This window comes from Rathayibacter sp. AY1E3, from assembly GCF_002932235.1.
Classification (GTDB): Bacteria; Actinomycetota; Actinomycetes; order Actinomycetales; family Microbacteriaceae; genus Rathayibacter.
In genome coordinates this window covers 112,262-133,985 of the sequence record NZ_PSVN01000006.1, presented here as the reverse complement: position 1 = coordinate 133,985, position 21,724 = coordinate 112,262, and the positions used below count along the sequence as shown (strand labels likewise).

Below are 21,724 nucleotides of genomic sequence, written 5' to 3'. Positions count from 1 at the left end.
CCGCCCCGCTCGGCAGCACGCTGCCGGACCGGGGCGGGGTCCCTCGCCGCATTCGACACAGGAAGAGGCACATGGCCAGCCAGGATTGGTTCGACAAGGACTTCTACAAGGTCCTCGGCGTGTCCAAGGACGTCTCCGCCGCGGACCTGAAGAAGACCTACCGCAAGCTCGCCCGCCAGTTCCACCCCGACTCCAACCCGGGGGACGCGAAGGCCGAGGCGCGCTTCAAGGAGATCAGCGAGGCGTACACCGTGCTCTCGGACGCCGAGCAGCGCAAGGAGTACGACCAGATCCGCGCCATGGGCGGCGGAGCGCGCTTCACCGCGGGAGGCCAGCCCGGAGGGTTCGACGACGTCTTCGGCGGCATGTTCGGCCAGGGCGGGCGCACCTCCTACAGCACCCAGCAGGGCCCGCCGCCGGGCTTCGAGGACATCCTCGGCGGCATGTTCGGCGGCGGAGGCAGCCGCTTCGGCCAGCCCAGCGGCGGCTACCGCGGCTTCGGCGGCCCGCAGAAGGGCGCCGACGTCACCGCCAGCACCACCATCGACTTCCGCACCGCGACCCGGGGCGACACCGTCCAGCTGCAGACCGGCGACGGGCGCACCCTCTCGGTGCGCATCCCCGCCGGCGTGGCCGACGACCAGAAGATCCGCGTCCGCGGCAAGGGCCGCCCCAGCCCGGACGGCGGCGATCCCGGCGACCTGGTGCTCACCGTCTCGGTGCGCAAGCATCCGGTGTTCGAGCGCGACGGGCTGAACCTGCGCGTGACGGTCCCCGTGACCTTCGTCGAGGCCGTCTTCGGCGCGACGATCGAGGTGCCGACCCTCGGCGGCGAGCCCGTCAAGCTCCGGGTCGCCGCAGGCACCCCGAGCGGCCGCGTCCTGCGCGTCAAGGGCCGCGGCGTCACGACTCCCAAGGGCACGGGCGACCTGCTCGCCGTCCTGCAGGTCGCCGTCCCGAGCCACCTGTCCGCCGCCGCCCGTGAGGCCCTCGAGGCCTACGCCGCCGCCGAGCCGGACGAGGACCCGCGCGAGGACATCCTGGAGAAGGCCCGCTACTAGCACCGGATCGGCGCGACCGGTCGGAGGAGGAGACATGGACGAGAACACGCCCGTCTTCGCGATCGCCGTCGCCGCCGAGCTGGCGGGGATGCACCCGCAGACGCTCCGGCAGTACGACCGGCTCGGGCTCGTGAGCCCGACCCGCACCGCGGGCAAGTCGCGCCGCTACTCGATGCGCGACGTGGTGCAGCTGCGCGAGGTCGCCCGGCTCTCCTCCGAGGGCGTCTCGCTCGAGGGCATCGCGCGCATCCTGCAGCTCGAGAACCAGGTGCAGTCGCTCTCGCAGCGGGTGCGCGAGCTGGAGTCGGCCCTCGCCGACGAGCTCCTGAACCGGCCGGGCCGCCGCGTGTTCGCCGCCGGACTCGAGGGGGACGTGGTCACTCTGCGCCACGGCACGCGCGCGCAGCGCCGGACCGAGCTGGTCGTCTGGCGCCCCGCGCCACGATCAGAGGCCGACGACGACGCCACGCCCTGAACGAGGGGTAGCCTGACCGGGCGCCGCCCCGTCATCGCGGCGCCCGTCCCTCCGCTCGGGGCGGAGAGCAGGAGGACCGCCGTGGACCACGACAGCAGCACCCCGCGCGACGAGCGCGACGCCCGCCGGAAGCAGGCCGCCCAGGAGCAGGCCCCCCAGGAGCAGGCGTCGGACGCCTCGCGACAGGGGCAGGCCCCGGACGCCACGCGCGCGTCCCGCAGGACGCCCGTCGTCCCCGACAACGGGTTCTCCCGCGAGTCCTACGCGATCCACGCCACCCGCAGCGACCTCCCCCTCTTCTCGGATGCGCTGAACGCCGGCCGCGACGACTCCGGCTGGCTGTCGTCGCTCTCGAGCACCCTCGCCGGACCCACCGGGCCGGTCGGCTCCCCGGAATCGGCCGCCGAGACGGCGCAGGCCGCGCTCGACCGCCGCACTCGCCGTCGGAGCGACGAGTCCGACTCCTGAGCCGCGGCTCCGGCTAGTCGCGCAGGCGCGTCGCGGCCATCCGGGCGTCGACCAGGCGGCCGCCGCTGAGGCGGGCGAGGATCACGGAGCCGAACGGCAGCGCGCGCACCAGGGGCAGACCCTCGACCCGCTCCTCGTCCGTGTAGCCGAGGAGGACGTACATCCCGACCACGGCGATCGCGGCGATCGTCGCGACCCGCGCCGGGATCTGGTCCATCGTGCCGCCTCCGCCGTCGATCGGCTCGGCGAGCGTGACGCACATGAGGAAGATCGACGCGTAGACCGCCAGGTGCACGTGGGAGCGGCTCCACGGGCGCGCGAGCGCGGCGATCGGCAGGATCCAGAGGGCGTACCAGGGGTGGATGGCGGTCGACGCCGTCACGAACGCGAGCAGCGCGCCGGACAGGCGGGCGAGCGGATCGATGGAGCGCCGCGACAGCATGAGGCGCGCAGCGATCAGGCCGGCGAGCCCGAGCGCGAGGATCTTGACCACGGCGATCGCCGCGGCGGGGTCGTGACCGGTGAACTCGACGGCGCGGGAGACCGAGACCGTGACGAACGACATCGGCGCGTACCAGTGCAGGATCGAGCCGGGCACGACCATCGCCGCGACCCAGCCGACCCCGACGCCCGCGAGCAGCCCGACGGCGACCACGAGGCCGAGCGCTCCGGCGCCCGTCCAGAGCCAGCCGCGGGTGCGCTCACGCCACGTCGCGTCGTGGCGCAGCCACAGGAGCGCGAGCACGGGGAGCGCGATCACGGCGATCGGCTTGATCGCGATCGCTCCGGCCATCAGCACGACGGCGGCGATGCGCCGGTCGGTCTGGGCGTAGTAGAGCGACGCGAGGATGAGCGCCAGCATCACGGAGTCGTTGTGGCCGGCGACGACGAAGAGCACGAGGGTCAGCGGGTTGGCGACGATCGTCCAGGCGGTGAGCGGGACCGAGAGGCCGCGCAGGCGCGCCAGGCGGAGCGCGTAGACGGCCATGACGGCCACGCCCGCGACCGACACGGCGCGGAGCATCGCGATCGAGAGCTCCGGTGCGCCGTAGCCCGCGAACTGCACGGCGGTGCGCTCGATCAGGAGGTAGAGGGGCCCGTAGGGCGTGGGCGTGTCGGCCCAGAGCGGGTCGACGCCGAGGTCGAACCAGCCCGGGAGCGTCGCGACGCCGTGGGTGTAGGGGTCGATGCCCTGGGTCATCAGGCGACCCTGCGCCACGTAGGAGAACATGTCGTGGCTGAACAGCGGCACCGTCACGAGGAGCGGAGCGGTCCAGGCGAGGGCCGCCACCACGATGGTGCGGACGGAGCCGGGGCCCGCCGCGAGAGCGACCGTGCGCAGGCGGAGCCACGCGATCAGCAGCAGCATCCCGCCGCCCACGACGAGGGCGCCGCTGGACTCGGTGAGCCAGCCCGTGGCGCGGATCGAGGCGACGAGAGGCCAGTCGCTGATGGGCGAGCCGGCGGGCAGGTAGCCCACGCCGAGCGAGCCGAGGAGGATCGCGATCGAGCCCAGCAGGCCCGTCGCCAGCGGTGCGGCCTCCATGAAGCGGAGCCGCGGTCGGCGCTGCCGTCCCGTTGCCCGGGCCGTGTCCGGCCGCTCGATCGTCCCCCGTGAAGCCATCGGAGCCACGCTAAAGGATGGGACTCCGAAGTGCATGGACGGCCGGTGAACGGTTGATCAGTCGGCGCTCAGGTTGTACAAGCACCCGCACGCGCACCGATCAGGGCAGGCGCGGCACCGGGGCCGGCTCCGCGAAGCGCAGCTGGTTGCCGAACGGATCGATCACGTCGAGCGCGAAGCCGAACGGCGTGCGGGTGATCCGCGGGTTGAGGTAGGGGTACGCCTTCGCGTCGAGCTCGGCGTGCAGCTCGCGGACACCGCGGAGGGCGACGTGCACGGCGGCGCCAGGACTGCCGTCGCGGTGGTGCTCGCTGAGGTGCAGGCGGAGCCCCGAGCGCGACACCTGCAGGTAGAGGGGGGCGTCGAGCGCGGCGCGGTGCTCCCAGTCCACCTCGAAGCCGAGGTAGTCGACGTAGAACTCGCCCGCCTTGGCGACCGAGAAGATACGCAGGATGGGCACGGCCGCCTCCAGCCGCACCGGCTCGAGCCGGTCCGGCTCCTCCGCGCTCGACCGGTCCCGTGCACGCCGTCTCGTCTCCACGCCACGAGGCTAGCCGCCCCACGGTCGGCCCGGCGCCGGAGGGTCAGTCGACGAGATCGAGACCGCGCAGCAGCCGGAGGGTCTCGACCCCGGCGGGCGGGCAGCGGCCCGCATCGGAGCCGTCGACCCAGTGCAGAGAGTCGATCTCGCCGCTCGGGCGCGCCTCGCGGTCGAGCTCGGCGGCGAAGACGCTCATGTGGACCTCCCGCCCCTCCGGCTCGCCGTGCGCCTGGGTGCGGACGGTGAACAGGGGCTCGAGGCCGAGCGCGACGGCGCCGAGCTCCTCGCGGGCCTCCCGGGCCGCCGCCTCGATCCCGCTCTCGCCCTCGTCGACCTTGCCGCCGGGGAGGTAGAGGACGTCGCGGCCCCGCGCCGTGACCATCAGGACGTGCCGGTCGCGGAGGACGGCGACGGCGGACACGACGATCGGCGGGAGGGTGCTCATCCGCTCATCATGCCCGCCGCGGGCGGACCGGCTCGGCGCCCCCGCGGCTACCATGGGGGCACACCAGAAGGACGCGCGCAGCCGGCGCGCGCCGGGGCCCCGTGCGCCCGAACAGCTGAGGAGCAACCCGTGGCAGAACCCACCACCCTCGACAAAGTCATCACCCTCGCGCAGCACAGGGGATTCGTCTTCCCCTCGGGTGAGATCTACGGGGGCACCCGCTCCGCGTGGGACTACGGGCCGCTCGGCGTGGAGTTCAAGGAGAACATCAAGCGCCAGTGGTGGAAGACCTTCGTGCAGGGCCGGGGCGACGTCGTCGGCCTGGACTCCGCGGTCATCCTGCCCACGGCGATCTGGCACGCCTCGGGACACGTCGGCGTCTTCTCGGACCCGCTGACCGAGTCGCTGATCACCCACAAGCGCTACCGCGCCGACCACCTCTTCGAGAAGTACGAGGAGGTCAACGGCCACCCGCCCGTGAACGGCCTCGCCGACATCCCGGACCCGGAGCACCCCGACAAGGTCGGCCAGTGGACCGAGATCAAGCAGTTCTCGGGCCTGATGAAGACCTACCTCGGCGTCGTCGACGACGAGTCGGGTCTGCACTACCTGCGTCCCGAGACCGCCCAGGGCATCTTCACCAACTTCGCGAACGTGCTGCAGAGCGCCCGTCGCAAGCCGCCCTTCGGCATCGGCCAGATCGGCAAGGCGTTCCGCAACGAGATCACCCCCGGCAACTTCATCTTCCGCACCCGCGAGTTCGAGCAGATGGAGCTCGAGTTCTTCGTCGAGCCCGGCACGGACGAGGAGTGGCAGGAGACCTGGATGCAGCTCGCCTGGGACTGGTTCGTCGGGCTCGGGATGAACCCCGAGAACATCCGGCAGTACGAGCACCCGAAGGACAAGCTCTCCCACTACTCCAAGCGCACCGTCGACATCGAGTACCGCTTCAGCTTCGCCTCGGGCGAGTGGGGCGAGCTGATGGGAGTCGCGAACCGCACCGACTACGACCTCAAGACGCACATCGAGCACTCGGGCAAGGACCTCTCGTTCTTCGACCAGAACAAGAACGAGCGCTACGTGCCGTTCGTGATCGAGCCGTCGTTCGGCCTCACCCGCGCGCTCATGGCGTTCCTCGTCGACGCCTACGAGGAGCAGGAGCTGCCGCCGAACGCCAAGGGCAAGGTCGAGACGCGGACCGTGCTGCACCTCGACCCGCGCCTGGCGCCGGTGAAGGTGGCTGTGCTGCCGCTCTCGCGCAACGAGGCCCTCTCGCCGCTCGCGCGCCGCGTCGCCGACCAGCTGCGCCAGCTCTGGAACGTCGACTTCGACGACTCCGGAGCGATCGGCCGCCGCTACCGCCGCCAGGACGAGATCGGCACCCCGTACTGCGTGACCGTCGACTTCGACTCGCTCGAGGACGACGCCGTGACCGTCCGCGACCGCGACACGATGAAGCAGGAGCGCATCCCGCTCGAGCAGCTCGAGTCGTACCTCTTCACCGGGCTCCGCGGGGCCTGACGCTCCTCCCGGGACGCCGCCGACCGGACGGGCCGGCGGCGTCCCGGAGGGCGCGGACCAGCCGGCCCTGCGGTCAGCGCTCGCGGGCGAGCAGGGCGAAGACGAGGGTCGAGGTCCACTCGCCCTTGCAGAACTCGTCCTCCCGGTGGTGCGCCTCGAGGCGCATCCCGAGGCGCTCGCAGAGGCGGGCGGAGGCGGTGTTCCGAGCGTCGAGCTGCGCGATCACGCGGTGGGCGCCGAGGGTGTCGAACGCGAGGTCGAGCAGCGCCCGGGCGGCCTCGGTCGCGTAGCCGCGCCCCTGCGCCTCCGGGTGCAGAACCCAGCCGATCTCGACCGCCTCCTGCTCGACGGACGTCGCGATGAGCGTGAGGTCGCCGATCATCCGCCCGGCGAGGACGCCCTCCCGGGGGACGATCGCCAGCACGGCCGCGTCGCCGTCAGCGGCGAGCCGTGTCGAGGGGAGGCGGCGCTGCAGGTGCGCCCGCGACTCCTCGGGGGTGCGCACCGGCCAGCGGAGGAACCGGACGGCGTCGGCGTCGCCCTGGTAGCGCGCGTGGTCCTCGGCGTCCTCCGGTCCGAGGGGACGCAGGAGCAGGCGCTCGGTGAGCAGCGGCGCGGAGCGCAGCGGCTCCGCGTCGAAGGGGAGCCGGAGGCTCACGCGGTGGCGGCGTCCGCGTCGGGGCGGGCGGCGGCGGCGGGCTCGGCCGGGACCTCGATGCCGAAGAGCGCCTCGAGCCCGGTGAGATAGGCCCCCTGGGCTCCGGCGCGCGCGTAGTCGCGGGCGCGGACGCTCGGAGTGTGCAGCAGGACGCCGGCGAGGTGGCGGAGCGCCTGCTCGGTGCGGCCGTCCTCGTCGCCGCGCGAGCGGGCCCGCTCGATCTCGGCGTCGAGCGCGTCGAACACGTGGGCGCGCAGGGCGACGACGGCCGGAGTGAGGCTCTTCTCGTCGGCGACGTCCGAGAACTTCCGGGCCGCCTTGTCGACGAGCGCGCGCGCCTGCTGCGACGCGTCGAGCACGTCGAGAGGTGCGTGCAGGCTGATCGTCTCGAGGTCGAGGAGCTCGACGCCGGCGACCGAGGTGACGTCGGAGGCGACGTTGCGCGGCAGGCCCAGGTCGATCACGAGCTGGCGCTCGCGGGAGAAGCCCTGGAGGCGCCCGGCGGCGAGCAGGGCGGCGTCGAGCACCGGCTCCTGGGTCGTGGTGCAGGTGATGACGATGTCGGCCGAGACCGCCTCGAGCGCGAGATCGGAGGCGGCGATGGGCCGGAGCGAGCGGCGGGCGGCGAAGCCCTCGGCGCGGCCGGAGGGGGAGTGCACGGCGATGTCCACCACTCCGCGGTCGCGCAGGGCCGCGACGGTCGCCCGCGCGTAGCTGCCGGTGCCGACGAGGAGGACGCGGGCGGCCCGCCAGTCGGTGACGCGGCTCGCGGCCAGGTCGAGCGCGAGGCGCACGATCGAGCGGCCGGCGCTGCCGAGGCCGGTGCGGTTCTTGATGCCGCGCGAGGTCTGCGAGGCGCGCTGGAACAGCCGCTCGAGCTCGGAGGAGGTGGTGCCGAGGCGGCGCGCCTCCTCGAGGGACCGGCGGACCTGGCCCGCGATCTCGCCCTCGCCGACCACGACGGACTCGAGCCCGCTGGAGACGGCGAAGAGGTGCTCGGCCACCCGGTCGCCCGAGACGACGTCGACGCTCCCGCGCAGCTCGTCCTGCTCGACGCCGGTCGCGGCGCTGACGGCGGCGGTGGCGGCCTCGACGGCGACGGCCTGCGCGGCGGTCAGCGGCTCCTCGATGTCGAGGTAGGCCTCGAAGCGGTTGCAGGTCGCGACGACGACGGCTCCGGAGACGAAGTCGATCCCCTCGGAGAGGGCCGCGGTCACGGCGGAGGAGTCGACGGAGAGCTTCTCGAGGAGATCGAAGCTGGCGTTCTTGTGCGACGCCGTCAGACACAGAAGCACCACGTCAGTCTACCCGCGCTCTGCGGGGCGGGGTCCCGGACTGGGGAGGAATGCACGGATGCGCCTGGAATAATGCCGCGGTGACCTCCCCCACCGACGGCCTGCTCGATCCGCTGCACCCCCTCTCCGCCGGCCGCACGGCCGACTCGCTGCTCCTGCGCGCCTACCGCTCCGAGCGGGGCGAGAGGACGCCCGTCTGGTTCATGCGCCAGGCCGGCCGCAGCCTCCCGGAGTACCGGGCCCTGCGCACCGACACGAAGATGCTCGACGCCTGCCTCGACCCGGCGCTGGCGAGCGAGATCACCCTGCAGCCGGTGCGGCGCCACGGAGTGGACGCGGCCATCTTCTTCAGCGACATCGTGATCCCGCTGCGGCTCGCGGGCGTCGGCGTCGACATCGTCCCCGGGCGCGGTCCGGTGCTCGAGAAGCCGGTGCGCACGGCCGCCGACGTCGCCGAGCTCGCCTCGATCGACCCGTCCGTGCTCGACGAGACGCTCGAGCCCATCCGCGAGGGCGTGCGCCGCACCGTCGCGGGCCTCGGCGACACCCCGCTCATCGGCTTCGCCGGCGCTCCCTTCACCCTGGCCGCCTACCTGGTGGAGGGCGGCCCGTCCAAGGACCACCTGCGCGCTCGGACGATGATGCACGCCGACCCCGCCGCCTGGGCCCAGCTGATGGAGTGGACCGCCGAGGTCACCGGCCGCTTCCTCCGCGCGCAGGTGCTCGCCGGGGCCAGCGCCGCGCAGCTCTTCGACTCCTGGGCCGGGGCGCTCTCGCTCTCGGACTACACGACCCACGTCGCTCCCGCCTCCGCGCGCGCCCTCGTCCACGTGCGCGACCTGGCGTTCGACCACGGGGAGACGCGCCGCAACGTCCCGATCGTGCACTTCGGCGTCGGCACCGGCGAGCTGCTCGGAGCGATGCACGGCATCGGCGCCGACGTGGTGGGCGTCGACTACCGGATCCCGCTCGACGAGGCCAACCACCGCCTCGGCGGCTTCGTGCCGGTGCAGGGCAACGTCGACCCGGCGCTGCTGACCGCGCCGTGGGAGGTCCTCGAGTCCCACGTCGACGACGTGCTCCGCCGGGGCCTGAGCGCCCCCGCGCACGTGCTCAACCTCGGCCACGGCGTGCCGCCCGAGACCGACCCCGACGTGCTCACGCGCCTCGTCGCGTTCGTGCACGCCTGGCGGCCGTGAGCGAGGAGCGCCCCCGCGACGCGGCGTCGTACGACGTCGCGGTCGTCGGCGGCGGAGTGGCGGGGCTCGCCGCCGCCGCGGAGTGCCTGCGCATCGGCCTGCGCGTCGTGGTGCTCGAGGCGGGGGAGCGGGTCGGCGGCTCCGTCTCTCCGCTCGCCCTGGCCGGAGCCGCGCTCGACGCGGGCGCCGAGAGCTTCGCCACCCGCGGCGGCCACGTCGAGCGGGCGCTCGCCGCGCTGACCCTCGACGGCGTCCCGCTCGCCGAGTCGATCGTCGAGCCCCGGACGCACGGCTCGTGGCTGCACCTCTCGGGCGGCCGCTCCGTGCCGTCGCCCCGGGCCGGCATCCTCGGCATCCCCGGCACGCCGCTCGCCCCCGACGTCGTGCGGGCGATCGGCCGCCGCGGCGCCTGGCGCGCCTGGCTCGACACCCTGATGCCGGTGCTGCGCATCGGCCGCGCGCACTCCCTCGCCGAGCTGGTGCGCACCCGGATGGGCGAGCGCGTGCTCGAGGACCTGGTCGCGCCGGTCGTCTCCGGCGTCTACTCGAGCCGGCCGGACGACATCGACGTCGACCTGGCCGCACCCGGACTGAATGGCGCGCTCACCCGCGCGGGCTCCCTCGCCCGGGCCGTGGCCGCCCTCCGCGCGAACCTCCCGGCCGGAGTCGCGGTCCGCGGGCTCGAGGGCGGGATGCACCGCCTGGTCGCCGCGCTGGTCCAGCGGATCGACTACCTCTCCGGCGAGATCCGCACCGGCGCCTCCGTGCAGCGGCTCGAGGGCTCCGACGGGGACTTCGTCCTGACCCTCGCCGACGGCGCTCTGAGCGCCCGAGCGGTGATCGTCTCGACCCCGGAGCGCGACGCCCGGGCGCTGCTCGCCGGCCTCGCTCCCGCCGTCGCGGAGCGCGCCGACGAGGCGCCCCACGACTCCGTCGAGCTGGTGACCCTCGTCCTCGACGACGCCCGCCTGGACGCAGCCCCCCGCGGCTCCGGTGTGCTCGTGGCGCCCACCGCCACCGACGTCACGGCCAAGGCGATCACGCACGCGACCGCGAAGTGGGACTGGCTGGCCGCCTCCCTCCCTCCCGGGCGCCACGTGCTGCGCCTCTCCTACGGGCGCCCGGGCGAGCGCCCGCCGCTCGAGGGGCGCACCGATGCCGAGGCGGCCGCGATCGCCCTGCTCGACGCCTCGACGCTGCTCGGACTCGCCCTCGATCCGGCGTCGCTCGTCGACTCCGCCCGGGTGCGCTGGGCCAACGTCCGGCCCGCCGCGGCTCTGGGCCGCCGTGCGCACCTGGAGGCGTTCCGCGAGGCGCTCCTCCCGATCGAGGGAGTCGCCGTGACCGGCACCTGGATCGCGGGCACGGGCCTCGCCTCGGTGCTCCCGCACGCCGCCGAGACGGCCGCCCTTATCCGGCGCCGACTGGTGCGTCAAGGAGTCGGGCTGCCGAGCGACGCCCGCGACGCCGACGGCTACTCTTAGGCCCAGGCATCCGCGCGAGCGCGCGGCGTGCCCCGGCACGAGTGGTCACCGACCGCGTGGACGATCGCGAGAGCGACCCAGGACGAGGAGTAGGCGTGAAGGGCAAGATTCTTTTCGTGGCAGGAGCCGCAGCCGGGTACGTGCTGGGAGCACGCGCCGGCCGCAAGCGGTACGAGCAGATCGCCTCGGCGGCAGGCCGCTTCTGGCGGACCCAGCCGGTGCAGGACGTCGCGGGCGCCGTCGGCGGTGCCGCGAAGACTCAGCTGAGCAGCGTCTCGGACAAGGCGTACGAGGTCGTGCGCTCGGTGGTCGTCAAGGCCGTGTCCGGCGGCAGGAAGGCCCAGGGAGCGAGCGACGCGGAGGCGTCGACCGCCGCCCGCAAGGCGGCCTCGAAGGTCGACGAGGCCGCGGCGTCGGCCGGCTCCGGCGGGTCGACGACGTCCACCTCCACCAGCAGGGCCTAGTGCTCATCCCTCCGGCCGTGCCAGGCGCGCGCCGGCCGGCACGTCCCACCCTCGAGGAGCTCCCGTGGTGAACGAACGCAATCCCAAGAACGCCCGATCACTGGGAGAGCTGGTCAGCGACCTGCCCGGCCTCGTGATCGAGCTCGTCAAGGCCGAGGTCGCCTCGCTGAAGAACGAGCTGGCGGGCAAGGCGAAGAGCGCGGGTCTGGCCGTCGGCCTGTTCGCGGTCGCGGCCTTCCTCCTCCTGACCGCGTGGGCGACGCTGGTCGCCTTCGCGATCATCGGCATCGCCTCCTGGCTTCCGGCCTGGCTGTCGGCGTTGATCGTGACGGTCTTCTTCCTCCTGGTGGCCGTGATCCTCGCCCTCGTCGGCGTGCGCACCATCAAGAAGGCCGTGCCGCCGGTGCCGCAGGACTCGATCGACAGCATCAAGAAGGACGTCCAGGCGTTCAAGGGAGTGGGCAGCTATGACAACTGAGCGATCCGTCAGCAGCACCACGCCCCGCTTCGTCGACCCGGCGGAGCTGAAGCCCGGCCAGCTGAAGGCCGACATCGAGCGCGCTCGCTCCGAGCTCGCCGCGACCCTCGACGCGATCGAGTACAAGGTCAACGTGCCGCGCAAGGTGCGTACCGCCCAGCGGACGATCGAGCGCAAGCTCCAGGTCGTGCGCCGCCAGAACCCCTCCGCGCTGATCGCCGGAGCGGTCGGCGCCGCCGCCGCCGTGGGCCTCGTCGTCTGGGGCGTCGCGAAGCAGATCATCGAGGACTGAGTGCCGGAGGGCCCGGGGCGCTAGCGTCCCGGGCCCTCCGGCGCCAGAGCCCCCGCCGCTTTTGTGCATCGGCACGAGCGGAGGGATGATGGATCAATGACCGATCAGACCGCCGGCACGGCGGGTCCCGTTCAGTCCGCCCCCGACACGAGCGCCGCCGCTCCGGCGCCGCAGCCCCCCGCCGATCAGGATCACTCCGATCAGGCCCTGGGATACACGCTCTGGGCGGTTCTCCGCAGGGATCCCGCTCGTCCGTTCACCCTCTCCAGCGACGCCGTGGATCCCGCGGTGAAGCAGTACGAGCATCTCGTCGCCCAGCTCGAGGGCGAGGGCGTGACCGTCCGCGGCACCTACGACGTCTCGGCCCTGCGCGCCGACGCCGACATCATGCTGTGGCTCACGGGCCCGGCGCCCGAGGAGCTGCAGCGGGCCTACCGCGAGCTGCGGCGCACGGAGCTGCTGGTCGGCCTCCTGCCGACGTGGAACGCGATGGGCGTGCACCGCGACGCCGAGTTCAGCTCGAACCACCTCCCCGCCTACATGCGCGGGAAGGCGCCGGCCCGCTGGCTCACGGTCTACCCCTTCGTCCGCTCCTACGAGTGGTACATCCTCCCCGAGGAGGAGCGCCGCGCGATGCTCGCCCAGCACGGGCGCCAGGGCTCGCGGTTCCGCTCCGTCCTGACCAACACGGTCGCCTCGTTCTCGCTCGGCGACTACGAGTGGATCCTCGCCCTCGAGGACGAGGAGCTCGTCAACCTCGTCGACCTCATGCGCGACCTGCGCGCCACGGAGGCCCGCCGCCACGTGCGCGAGGAAGTCCCCTTCTACACAGGACGGCGCATCGACGCCGACCAGATCGCCGAGGTGCTCCGATGAGCGACACGACCAGTGAGCCGATCCTCGTCCGCGGGGCCACCGCCGCGGCGGCGTCCGGCCCCGAGCACGTCGAGGTCCCCGTGGCGTACGACGCGATCCTCCTCGCCGGCTTCGGCGGGCCCGAGGGTCAGGACGACGTCATCCCGTTCCTCCGCAACGTCACCCGCGGCCGCGGCATCCCGGAGGAGCGCCTCGAGGAGGTCGCCCACCACTACCGCCACTTCGGCGGCGTCAGCCCGATCAACGCGCAGAACCGCGCGTTGAAGAAGGCGCTCGAGGCCGAGCTCGCGAACCGCGGCATCGACCTCCCCGTGCTCTGGGGCAACCGCAACTGGGCGCCCTACATGAGCGAGGCCGTCGCCGAGGCGAAGGAGCGCGGGTTCACCAACCTGCTCGCCATCGCCACCAGCGCGTACTCCTCCTTCTCGTCCTGCAGGCAGTACCGCGAGGACTACGCGGCGGCGCTCGACGCGACCGGCCTCGAGGGCGAGCTGCGGATCGACAAGGTGCGCCAGTTCTTCGACCACCCCGGCTTCGTGATGCCGTTCATCAAGGCCGTCCACGACGGGCTCGACGAGCTGCGCGAGCGGATGCCCGACCTCGATGTCACGTCCGAGGTGGAGGTGCTGTTCTCGACGCACTCGATCCCCATGGCCGACGCCGAGCGCAGCGGACCCCACGAGCGCCACGACGACGGCACCGTCGTCGACGTGCACGAGTTCGGACCGGGCGGCGCCTACGAGGCGCAGCACCTCGCCGTCGCCGAGGTCGTCATGGCCGCCGCCACGGACGAGGACGTGCCGTGGCAGCTGGTCTACCAGTCGCGCTCCGGCCCGCCCACCCAGCCCTGGCTCGAGCCGGACATCAACGACGCCATCGCGGAGCTGCCGGCCCGCGGCCGCCGCGCGCTGCTGATCGTCCCGCTCGGCTTCGTGTCCGACCACATGGAGGTCATGTGGGACCTCGACAACGAGGCCCTCGAGACCTCGGAGGAGCACGGACTCGTCGCGCTCCGCGTCGCGACCCCCGGCACGGACCCGGTCTACGTCTCCGGCCTGATCGACCTGGTCCTCGAGCGCGTCAACGGCGTGCCGACCGAGGACCGGGCCTCGATGACGGCGCTCGGCCCCTGGTACGACGTCTGCCGCCCCGGCTGTTGCGAGAACGTGCGAGCGGGGTTCAAGCCCGCCCTGGCGGGAGTCGCACCGTGATGAGGAGTCGTCTGTCGTGAGCATCAGAGTCGGCACCCGCGCGAGCGCGCTCGCGGTGGCGCAGACCCGGATGACGGCCGATCTGATGTCGGCCGCCGCGGGGGTCCCCGTGGAGCTGGTGCGCATCGAGTCGGACGGCGACCGCATGCGCGGCTCGCTCGCCTCCCTCGGCGGCACCGGCGTGTTCGTCAGCGCTCTGCGCGACGCGCTGCTCGCCGGGCGCTGCGATGCGATCGTGCACTCGCTGAAGGACCTGCCCACCGCTCCGGTGGAGGGCCTGCTGCTCGGAGCGGTCCCCGAGCGGGAGGACCCGCGCGACGCGCTCTGCGCCCGCGACGGGCTCACCCTGGCGACCCTGCCGGTCGGAGCCCGCGTGGGCACGGGCTCGCCCCGCCGGCGCGCGGCGCTGCTGGCCGCCCGTCCGGACCTCGAGATCGTGGACATCCGCGGCAACATCGACACCCGGCTCCGGAGGGTGCTGCCCGGCAGCGACTCGCCGCTGGACGCGATCGTGCTCGCCCTGTCCGGCCTGCGCCGCCTCGGCCGGGTCGACGCGATCACCGAGGTGCTCGGCTTCGACGTCTCCCCGCACGCCCCCGGTCAGGGAGCGCTGGCCATCGAGGTGCGCGACGAGGAGCCGTCGGAGGAGCTTCGCGCCGCTCTCGCAGCGGTCGAGCACGTGCCGACCCGCGCGGCGATCACGGCCGAGCGGTCGCTCCTCGCCTCCCTCGAGGCCGGGTGCGCCGCTCCGATCGGGGCCTCCGCGGTCGTCGAGGAGGACCGCGTCGTCCTGCACGGCGTGGTCTTCGCCGTCGACGGCACGGCGGCCCTCGCACGAGAGGTCGCGGAGCCGGTCGATAACGGTTCGGTCGGCGGTGGTCGACACCGGGCGGATCCGCAGTATGGTGGTCGCGAACTGCCCGTCGTCGAAGCCGCGTTCCGTTGCGGCTCTCTGCTCGCTGACGCGCTTCTCGGTGCGGGTGCCGCCGAACTCGCACCCCTGGGAGCCCCTTCGTGATCGTCCCCGCCGCCTACTCCCAGTGGGAGAAGCCGTTGCAGGGGTGGCGCATCCTCGTCCCCCGCGGAGGCCCGTGGGGGGACGGTGTCGCCGCCGCTCTCCGTGCCAAGGGAGCCTCGCCCGTCGTCGCTCCGATGATCAACTTCGCGCCGACCGACGACTTCCCCGCGCTCGAGCAGGCCCTCGCCGACCTCGAGGCCGGCGCCTTCGACTGGATGACCGTCACGAGCGCCACCACGGTCGACGTCCTCTCCCTCCTGCGCACCACCGTGCCCGCGAGCACCAAGGTGGCGGCGGTCGGCGAGACCACGGCGGCCGCGCTCGTCGCCGCCGGCTACTCCGTCGACCTCGTCCCCTCCGAGGACAACTCCGCCCGCGGCCTCCTGGCCGAGTGGGAGGAGGCCACCGGCGGCCGGCACCCCCTGCGCGTGCTGACGCTGCGGTCCGAGATCGCCAAGCCGCTGCTCACCGAGGGCCTCACCCGCATCGGGCACGACGTGCGCTCCGTGGTCGCCTACCGTACGGTCGGTGTCCCGGTGGAGGAGCGCGTCGTGGCGGATGTCGCCGGCGGAGCCGTGCACGCGATCCTCGTCACCTCGGGCAGCGTGGCGGAGCAGGTCCAGAAGCAGCTCGGCCCGGTGCCCGAGTCGATCCTCGTCGCCGCGATCGGCCCGCAGACCGCGAAGGACGCCCGCGCCTTCGGCCTGCGCGTCGACGTCGTCGCCGACGAGCGCTCGGCCTCCTCCCTCATCGACGCGGTCGCCGCCGTCGCCACGGAGCGCGCTCCCCGCTGAGCCGCCTCCCACCGGCGCGACGTCGGCCGGGAGGGGCGGGCCTCGCCCCGCAGGCCAGGGATCCGCCTCTCGGCTGATGTCGTGCGTCCGGAGCACCTCCACGGGGTGAGGCGTCCGCGCTCCCGGGAGGTGCTCGGCGGGGCGGGATTACGCTGGAGGACATGACTGCCATCCGCCCGCGCCGCCTCCGCACGACCCCCGCACTCCGCCGTCTCGTCCAGGAGACGCGCATCCACCCGGCGCAGCTGATCCTGCCCCTCTTCGTGGCCGAGGGGACCACCGAGGCCCGGCCGATCGGGTCGATGCCGGGGGTGATGCACCACTCGCTGGACAGCGTCCGCGGAGCGGTGACGGAGGCGGCCGAGGCGGGGATCGGCGGTGTGATGCTGTTCGGCGTGCCGACCACGCGCGATGCGGTCGGCTCCGGTGCGACCGACCCCGACGGCGTGCTCAACGCCGCGACGCGGGTCGTCGTGGAGGAGGTCGGCGACGCGCTGGTCGTGCAGACCGACCTGTGCCTGGACGAGTTCACCGACCACGGCCACTGCGGTGTCCTCGACGACCGCGGGCGCGTCGACAACGACGCCACGCTCCTCCGCTACGAGGAGATGGCGCTCGCCCAGGCCGAGGCCGGCTCCCACCTGCTCGGGCTCTCGGGGATGATGGACGGCCAGGTCGGAGCGATCCGCGCCGCTCTCGACGGCGCCGGGCACCTGGACACCGCGATCCTCGCGTACTCGGCGAAGTACGCCTCCAGCTTCTACGGTCCGTTCCGGGAGGCCGTGCAGTCCACGCTGGAGGGCGATCGCCGCACCTACCAGCAGGACCCGGCCAACCGCCGCGAGGGCCTGCGCGAGGCGACCCTCGACCTCGCCGAGGGAGCCGACGTGGTGATGGTGAAGCCGGCCATGAGCTACCTCGACGTGCTCTCGGACGTCGCCGCCGACTCGGACGTGCCGGTCTGGGCGTACCAGGTGTCGGGGGAGTACGCGATGATCGAGGCCGCCGCCGCGAACGGCTGGATCTCGCGCGAGCCGGCGATCCTGGAGTCGGTCACGGGGATCCTCCGCGCGGGGGCCGACGCGGTTCTCACCTACTGGGCCGTCGAGATCGCTCGCGACCTGCTGAAGTAGCCGCTCCTCCTCCTGGGAGCGAGCCTCGGCGTCTCGTCCGAAAGCGCCTCTCCGGCGCGAGGGCGCCGGGCGGCGCGCGTACCCTGGAGGGGTGACCACCTCGGCGAACGACACCCTGTACGAGCGTGCCCGGCACGCGATCCCCGGAGGCGTCAACTCGCCCGTCAGAGCGTTCCGCTCGGTCGGCGGGACCCCGCGCTTCATGGTCTCGGCCGCCGGCCCGTACATCACGGACGCGGACGGGCGCGAGTACGTCGACCTCGTCTGCTCCTGGGGCCCCGCCGTCCTCGGGCACGCGCACCCCGAGGTCGTCGCGGCGGTGCAGGAGGCGGCCGCCCGCGGTCTCTCGTTCGGCGCGTCCACTCCCGCTGAGACGGATCTCGCCGAGCTGGTCGAGGCGCGGATCACGGCCGGGGGAGTCTCGCCGATCGAGAAGCTCCGCCTGGTCTCCACCGGCACCGAGGCGACGATGACGGCGATCCGCCTCGCCCGCGGCGTCACCGGCCGCGACCTGCTGATCAAGTTCTCCGGCCACTACCACGGCCACTCCGACGGGCTGCTCGCCGATGCCGGCTCCGGTCTCGCGACCCTCTCGCTGCCCGCCTCCGCCGGCGTCACGGCCGCGACCGCGGCCCAGACGATCGTGCTGCCGTACAACGACCTCGAGGCGGTGCGCGCGGTCCTGGCCGAGCGCGGCGCCGACATCGCGGCGGTCATCACCGAGGCCGCGGCCGCCAACATGGGCGTCGTCGCTCCGGACCCGGGCTTCAACGCGGCCCTCGCCGAGCTCGTGCACGCGAACGGATCGCTGCTGATCATGGACGAGGTGCTGACCGGCTTCCGGGTGAGCGCCGGCGGCTGGTGGGGGCTCGAGAACCGCGGCGCCGAGGCTCCGTACCGGGCCGACCTCTACACCTTCGGCAAGGTCATCGGCGGAGGGATGCCGGTCGCGGCTCTCGGCGGCCGTGCGGACGTCATGGACCACCTGGCACCGCTCGGGCCGGTGTACCAGGCGGGCACCCTCTCCGGGAACCCGGTCGCGGTGGCCGCGGGCATCCGGACGCTGCAGCTGGCCGACGACGCGGTCTACGCCTCGCTGGACGCCACGGCGCTGACCCTCCAGCGCGAGGTGTCGGCGGCGCTGACGGCCGAGGGCGTCGCGCACACGGTGCAGACGGCCGGGAGCCTCTTCAGCTTCATGTTCACGGACCTGGGCCGGCCGGTGCGCGACTACGCCGAGGTCCAGGCGCAGGAGTCGTTCCGCTACCCGGCGTTCTTCCACGCGATGCTCGATGCGGGCGTCTCGCTGCCGCCGTCGGTGTACGAGGCCTGGTTCGTCTCGGCCGCGCACGACGACGCGGCGATCGGGCGCATCGTGGACGCGCTGCCGGCGGCGGCGAAGGCCGCAGCGGCCGCTCGGGCGTAGGCTCCGGGGCCACCCGCGGATCAGGCGGGAGGCGCCCGCCGCACCGGAGCGGCGGACGTCCCGCGCGCCCGGCCGCCGGCGTGCGGCGACCGGGCAGGGGCCCTCAGCCCCGGCGCGAGACCGACTTCGGCAGCACGAACACCAGCGCGAAGGCGGCGACCGCCATCAGGGTGCTGAGGAGCATCGCGGGAGCCGCGGCGTCGAGGAAGCCCGAGGCGACCGTGTCCGGACCCGTGATGACGAGGCTCCCGAACAGCACGCTGCCGATGACCGCGATGCCCACGGCCGAGCCGATGCGCTGGATCGCCGAGATCACGCCGCTCGCCGCGCCAGCGTCCTGCGGGTCGACGGTCGAGACGATGAACTGCACGTTCGGGGCGATGAAGAAGCCGTTGCCGAGGCCCGCGATCAGCAGCGGCGGCAGGAGCTGCCAGTTGCTGATCGAGTCCGGGGTCGCGGTCAGCAGCACCAGCCAGACCCAGCCGAGCCCGATGGCGAGCAGTCCGCTGCCCATCACCAGGACGTTGCGCCCCAGGCGCGCGGTCATCCGGTTGCTCTGCGAGGAGCTGATGATGCTGCCGATCGCGAAGGGGATCGACACCAGGCCCGACTCGAGCGCGGTATGGCCGAGGCCCGACTGCCAGAGCAGCGAGATGGTGAAGAAGATGCTCGTGAAGGCCGCGAAGTAGACCAGCGCGAGGATCACCCCTCCGGTGAAGGCCGGGTGGCGGAACAGCGACGGCGGCACCAGGGGAGCGCGTCCGCGGCGGACGTGGAGGACCTCCCAGGCGCCGAACGCGGCGAGGAGCAGGACTCCGCCGGCGATCGAGAGGAAGGTCCACAGCGGCCAGCCCTCGTCCTCGCCCTGGATGAGCGGGACGAGCAGGGCGACCAGGCCGCCGGAGACGAGGACGAGGCCGAGCCAGTCGACGCCTCCGCTCGGGGCGCGGTCGCCGGCCTCGAGGTCGCGGCGGGCGGGGAGGAGGACCGCGGCGGCGATCAGGGTCGCGACGCCGATGGGCAGGTTCACCCAGAAGACCAGGCGCCAGCCGTTCTCGTCGCCGAAGGCCTGGATGATCAGGCCGCCGATGATCGGGCCGAGCGCCGACGAGACTCCGAGGACCGCGCCCATCACCGCGAAGGCCTTGCCGCGCGAGGGGCCGCGGAAGAGGAGCTGGATGTAGGCGTTGACCGCCGGGACGAAGACGCCGCCCGCCAGGCCCTGCACGATGCGGGCGATGACGAGCTGGGTGTCGTCCGCGGCCAGTCCGCACGCGAAGCTGGCGACGGTGAAGAGGGCGATGCCGCTGACGAAGACCCACTTGTGCCCGAAGCGGTCGCCGAGGCGGCCGGCGGGGATGAGGGCGAGGCCGAACGCGAGGGCGTAGCCGGAGATGATCCAGGAGAGCGTCGACTCGGAGGCGTCGAGCGTGGTGCGGATGGTGGGCAGCGCCACGTTCACGATCGTCGTGTCGAGCAGGGCGATGAACATGCCCGCGAGCAGGACGATCAGCGAGCGCCAGGCGCGCTTGTCGGGGGCGGGAGGGGCGCCGGTCGATCGGGCGGTCGACGTCTCGGTCATCGCAGGAGTGCCTTTCGAGCAGGGGGGGGGAGGGGGTGGTCCGTCAGACCTGTTCGAGGGACGCGACCGGATGTGAATGCTCGCAGGAGAAACCGGGTTTCCGCACGCCGGGATCTGTGGGGGCCTTCAGGCGGAGGGCGCGCCGCAGGCTCGCCTCGCGGGGCGTCAGCGGATGCGCGACTCCGCCAGACGGGCGCAGTCGATGCAGAGCTCGGCCGTGGGCCGGGCGGCGAGGCGGGCGGCCCCGATCGGGCGGCCGCACGAGGCGCAGTCCCCGTAGCCGCCGGTGCCGAGGCGGGCGCGAGCGGCGTCGAGCTCGCGCGCCGTGCGGGCGAGAGCGTCGCGGACTCCGGCCATCCGCGACCACTCGGCCGAGAGCGGCGTGCCCTCCGGGTCGTGCTCGTCATCGGCGGTGCCGTCGGCACGGTCGCGCAGGAGCTCGGCCAGCGAGGCCTCGAGCCGGGCCGCCTCGTCGCGCGTCTCGGCCTGCCGCTCGGCCAGCAGCGCGTCGAGGAGGCGCGCCTCGTCCGGATCCATCGGCATCCGACCATGCTGCCACCCACGCGGGCGGCGGGGCATCGTTGTGCGATCCGGCGCTGACCCGGCGGCGGGCGGCGGGGCAGACTAGAGGCATGCCCGTCGTGACCGTGCTCCCCGACCGCCTCGAACTCCGCCTCACCGCGGCCGAGCGACTGCTCGCGTTCCACCGCAGCGACGTCGTCGTCGACCGGTCGAGCATCCGCTCGGCGACGGTCACCGAGGACCCCTGGATCTGGGTGCGGGGCATCCGCGCGCCGGGCACCGCGGTGCCGCTCACGCTCGCGGCCGGCACGTGGAAGTTCCACGGCGGCAAGGACTTCCTGCTGATCAAGCGCACCGCCTCGGCCGTCGTGATCGACCTGGTCGACGAGGACTACTCCCGCCTGATCGTGAGCACCAAGCACGCTCCCGAGCTGATCGCGGCCCTCCAGCTGGGGACGACGACCGCGGCGATCCCCGTGATCGAGACCGACGACCTCGTGATCGTCCCCGAGGTCGCCGAGCAGGCGGAGCGGGCCCAGGCGGCCGCCGCGGAGAAGCGCGCGAAGAAGAAGGCGAAGGCGGCGGAGGCCGCGGCCGTGGCCGCGGAGGCGGCGGGTCCGGCGACGGTGGTCGAGGGCCGGGAGGCTGCGAGCGGCGGGAGCGCGGCGGCAGCGGCGACCGCGGCTCCGGAGGCGGACGGCGCCGCGGAGGACGTCGCGGCTCCGACGGAGTCAGCAGCGGGGGCCGCCCCGAAGAGCCCGAAGGCCACTCCGAAGGCCGCTCCGAAGACGAGTGCTCGGACCGCCGCGAGCACGCCGGCCGGGTCCGGGGGGTCCGCGCCCGTGGACGTCATCGGCTCCGAGCCGATCGGGTCCGCAGCCCCGGTGAAGCCCGCGGAGCCGAAGCCCGCCGAGCCGAAGCCCGCGGAGCCGAAGCCCGCCGAGCCGAAGTCCGCGGGATCGAAGCCCGCCGAGCCGAAGCCCGCCGGATCCGAGTCCGCCGAGCCCGCCCCCGCGAAGCCGGGGCCGGCCGCGAAGCCCGCGCCGAAGCCCCGCACGCCGGCGAAACCCCGCGCCGCGCGCCCCGACTCCTCCGTCGGTCACGCGTCGGCCGAGCCGAGCGGCGCCACCGAGGCCGCGGAGTAGCGCACCGCCGCA

General features: G+C 73.6%; 23 protein-coding genes. 16 read left to right on the top strand and 7 right to left on the bottom strand.

The window, feature by feature from the left end; genetic code table 11:
- Positions 1-71: 71 nt before the first annotated feature.
- The 3 genes from C5C53_RS07045 (at position 72) to C5C53_RS07035 (ending at position 2,004) form a co-directional block, all read left to right on the top strand.
- The gene (locus C5C53_RS07045) at positions 72-1,061 is read left to right on the top strand and encodes a DnaJ C-terminal domain-containing protein (RefSeq protein ID WP_104222888.1); all 990 of its coding nucleotides are present in this window, start codon (positions 72-74) and stop codon (positions 1,059-1,061) included.
- Positions 1,062-1,095: 34 nt separating this feature from the next.
- Positions 1,096-1,536 (top strand): heat shock protein transcriptional repressor HspR, encoded by a 441-nt coding sequence (locus C5C53_RS07040; RefSeq protein ID WP_104222887.1) that lies wholly within the window; start codon positions 1,096-1,098, stop codon positions 1,534-1,536.
- Positions 1,537-1,617: 81 nt separating this feature from the next.
- Positions 1,618-2,004 (top strand): hypothetical protein, encoded by a 387-nt coding sequence (locus tag C5C53_RS07035; RefSeq protein ID WP_104267173.1) that lies wholly within the window; start codon positions 1,618-1,620, stop codon positions 2,002-2,004.
- A 13-nt stretch (positions 2,005-2,017) separates the two neighbouring features.
- Here the strand turns inward: C5C53_RS07035 and mptB are convergent, their stop codons facing one another.
- From mptB to C5C53_RS07020, 3 genes are all read right to left on the bottom strand, one after another.
- Positions 2,018-3,628: a polyprenol phosphomannose-dependent alpha 1,6 mannosyltransferase MptB gene (gene mptB, locus C5C53_RS07030; protein WP_146084652.1), complete on the bottom strand. Its 1,611-nt coding sequence runs from the start codon at positions 3,626-3,628 to the stop codon at positions 2,018-2,020.
- 100 nt (positions 3,629-3,728) lie between these two features.
- Positions 3,729-4,169: a glyoxalase superfamily protein gene (locus C5C53_RS07025; RefSeq protein WP_208543318.1), complete on the bottom strand. Its 441-nt coding sequence runs from the start codon at positions 4,167-4,169 to the stop codon at positions 3,729-3,731.
- A 43-nt stretch (positions 4,170-4,212) separates the two neighbouring features.
- Positions 4,213-4,614: an NUDIX domain-containing protein gene (locus C5C53_RS07020; protein WP_104237622.1), complete on the bottom strand. Its 402-nt coding sequence runs from the start codon at positions 4,612-4,614 to the stop codon at positions 4,213-4,215.
- Positions 4,615-4,743: 129 nt separating this feature from the next.
- Here C5C53_RS07020 and C5C53_RS07015 point away from each other — a divergent pair, with 129 nt between their 5' ends.
- Positions 4,744-6,135 carry a glycine--tRNA ligase gene (locus C5C53_RS07015; protein WP_104226140.1) on the top strand — a complete coding sequence of 464 codons (1,392 nt, stop codon included), beginning with the start codon at positions 4,744-4,746 and terminating at the stop codon, positions 6,133-6,135.
- 73 nt (positions 6,136-6,208) lie between these two features.
- Here C5C53_RS07015 and C5C53_RS07010 read toward each other — a convergent pair whose 3' ends face one another.
- Positions 6,209-6,793, bottom strand: coding sequence for a GNAT family N-acetyltransferase (locus tag C5C53_RS07010; protein WP_258062863.1), 585 nt, complete (start codon positions 6,791-6,793; stop codon positions 6,209-6,211).
- Positions 6,790-8,088: a glutamyl-tRNA reductase gene (locus C5C53_RS07005; protein WP_104260433.1), complete on the bottom strand. Its 1,299-nt coding sequence runs from the start codon at positions 8,086-8,088 to the stop codon at positions 6,790-6,792. Before C5C53_RS07005 ends, C5C53_RS07010 begins: the two co-directional genes overlap by 4 nt.
- A gap of 50 nt (positions 8,089-8,138) precedes the next feature.
- Here C5C53_RS07005 and hemE point away from each other — a divergent pair, with 50 nt between their 5' ends.
- The 11 genes from hemE (at position 8,139) to hemL (ending at position 18,463) form a co-directional block, all read left to right on the top strand.
- Positions 8,139-9,287: a uroporphyrinogen decarboxylase gene (gene hemE / locus C5C53_RS07000; protein ID WP_104222882.1), complete on the top strand. Its 1,149-nt coding sequence runs from the start codon at positions 8,139-8,141 to the stop codon at positions 9,285-9,287.
- Positions 9,284-10,771, top strand: a complete 1,488-nt coding sequence (locus C5C53_RS06995; RefSeq protein ID WP_244229490.1) for an NAD(P)/FAD-dependent oxidoreductase — start codon at positions 9,284-9,286, stop codon at positions 10,769-10,771. The genes hemE and C5C53_RS06995 overlap by 4 nt, the downstream gene beginning before the upstream one ends.
- 95 nt (positions 10,772-10,866) lie before the next feature.
- Complete coding sequence (locus tag C5C53_RS06990) at positions 10,867-11,235, top strand: hypothetical protein (protein ID WP_146084651.1); 369 nt, start codon at positions 10,867-10,869, stop codon at positions 11,233-11,235.
- Positions 11,236-11,302: 67 nt separating this feature from the next.
- Positions 11,303-11,713: a phage holin family protein gene (locus C5C53_RS06985; protein WP_244229489.1), complete on the top strand. Its 411-nt coding sequence runs from the start codon at positions 11,303-11,305 to the stop codon at positions 11,711-11,713.
- Positions 11,703-12,005: a DUF3618 domain-containing protein gene (locus C5C53_RS06980; protein WP_104222879.1), complete on the top strand. Its 303-nt coding sequence runs from the start codon at positions 11,703-11,705 to the stop codon at positions 12,003-12,005. Before C5C53_RS06985 ends, C5C53_RS06980 begins: the two co-directional genes overlap by 11 nt.
- Before the next feature lie 96 nt (positions 12,006-12,101).
- Positions 12,102-12,881 carry a hydrogen peroxide-dependent heme synthase gene (gene hemQ, locus C5C53_RS06975; RefSeq protein WP_104233087.1) on the top strand — a complete coding sequence of 260 codons (780 nt, stop codon included), beginning with the start codon at positions 12,102-12,104 and terminating at the stop codon, positions 12,879-12,881.
- Positions 12,878-14,092 carry a ferrochelatase gene (locus C5C53_RS06970; RefSeq protein ID WP_104267170.1) on the top strand — a complete coding sequence of 405 codons (1,215 nt, stop codon included), beginning with the start codon at positions 12,878-12,880 and terminating at the stop codon, positions 14,090-14,092. The genes hemQ and C5C53_RS06970 overlap by 4 nt, the downstream gene beginning before the upstream one ends.
- Before the next feature lie 16 nt (positions 14,093-14,108).
- A complete protein-coding gene (hemC, locus tag C5C53_RS06965) occupies positions 14,109-15,110 on the top strand; it encodes a hydroxymethylbilane synthase (RefSeq protein ID WP_104267169.1) in 1,002 nt (333 codons plus the stop codon).
- Positions 15,110-15,904, top strand: coding sequence for a uroporphyrinogen-III synthase (locus tag C5C53_RS06960; RefSeq protein ID WP_104222950.1), 795 nt, complete (start codon positions 15,110-15,112; stop codon positions 15,902-15,904). The genes hemC and C5C53_RS06960 overlap by 1 nt, the downstream gene beginning before the upstream one ends.
- Positions 15,905-16,065: 161 nt before the next feature.
- On the top strand, positions 16,066-17,037 hold the full coding sequence (gene hemB / locus C5C53_RS06955; RefSeq protein WP_104267168.1) for a porphobilinogen synthase: 972 nt from the start codon (positions 16,066-16,068) through the stop codon (positions 17,035-17,037).
- Between the two features lie 91 nt (positions 17,038-17,128).
- Positions 17,129-18,463, top strand: coding sequence for a glutamate-1-semialdehyde 2,1-aminomutase (gene hemL, locus C5C53_RS06950; RefSeq protein ID WP_104246920.1), 1,335 nt, complete (start codon positions 17,129-17,131; stop codon positions 18,461-18,463).
- Positions 18,464-18,566: 103 nt separating this feature from the next.
- On the opposite strand, the gene C5C53_RS06945 is transcribed toward hemL, so the two are convergent.
- A complete protein-coding gene (locus tag C5C53_RS06945) occupies positions 18,567-20,045 on the bottom strand; it encodes an MFS transporter (RefSeq protein ID WP_104233092.1) in 1,479 nt (492 codons plus the stop codon).
- Between the two features lie 165 nt (positions 20,046-20,210).
- Complete coding sequence (locus tag C5C53_RS06940; protein WP_258060010.1) at positions 20,211-20,588, bottom strand: TraR/DksA family transcriptional regulator; 378 nt, start codon at positions 20,586-20,588, stop codon at positions 20,211-20,213.
- An 89-nt stretch (positions 20,589-20,677) separates the two neighbouring features.
- Here C5C53_RS06940 and C5C53_RS17390 point away from each other — a divergent pair, with 89 nt between their 5' ends.
- Complete coding sequence (locus C5C53_RS17390) at positions 20,678-21,712, top strand: hypothetical protein (RefSeq protein ID WP_258075389.1); 1,035 nt, start codon at positions 20,678-20,680, stop codon at positions 21,710-21,712.
- The last annotated feature ends 12 nt before the right edge of the window (positions 21,713-21,724 follow it).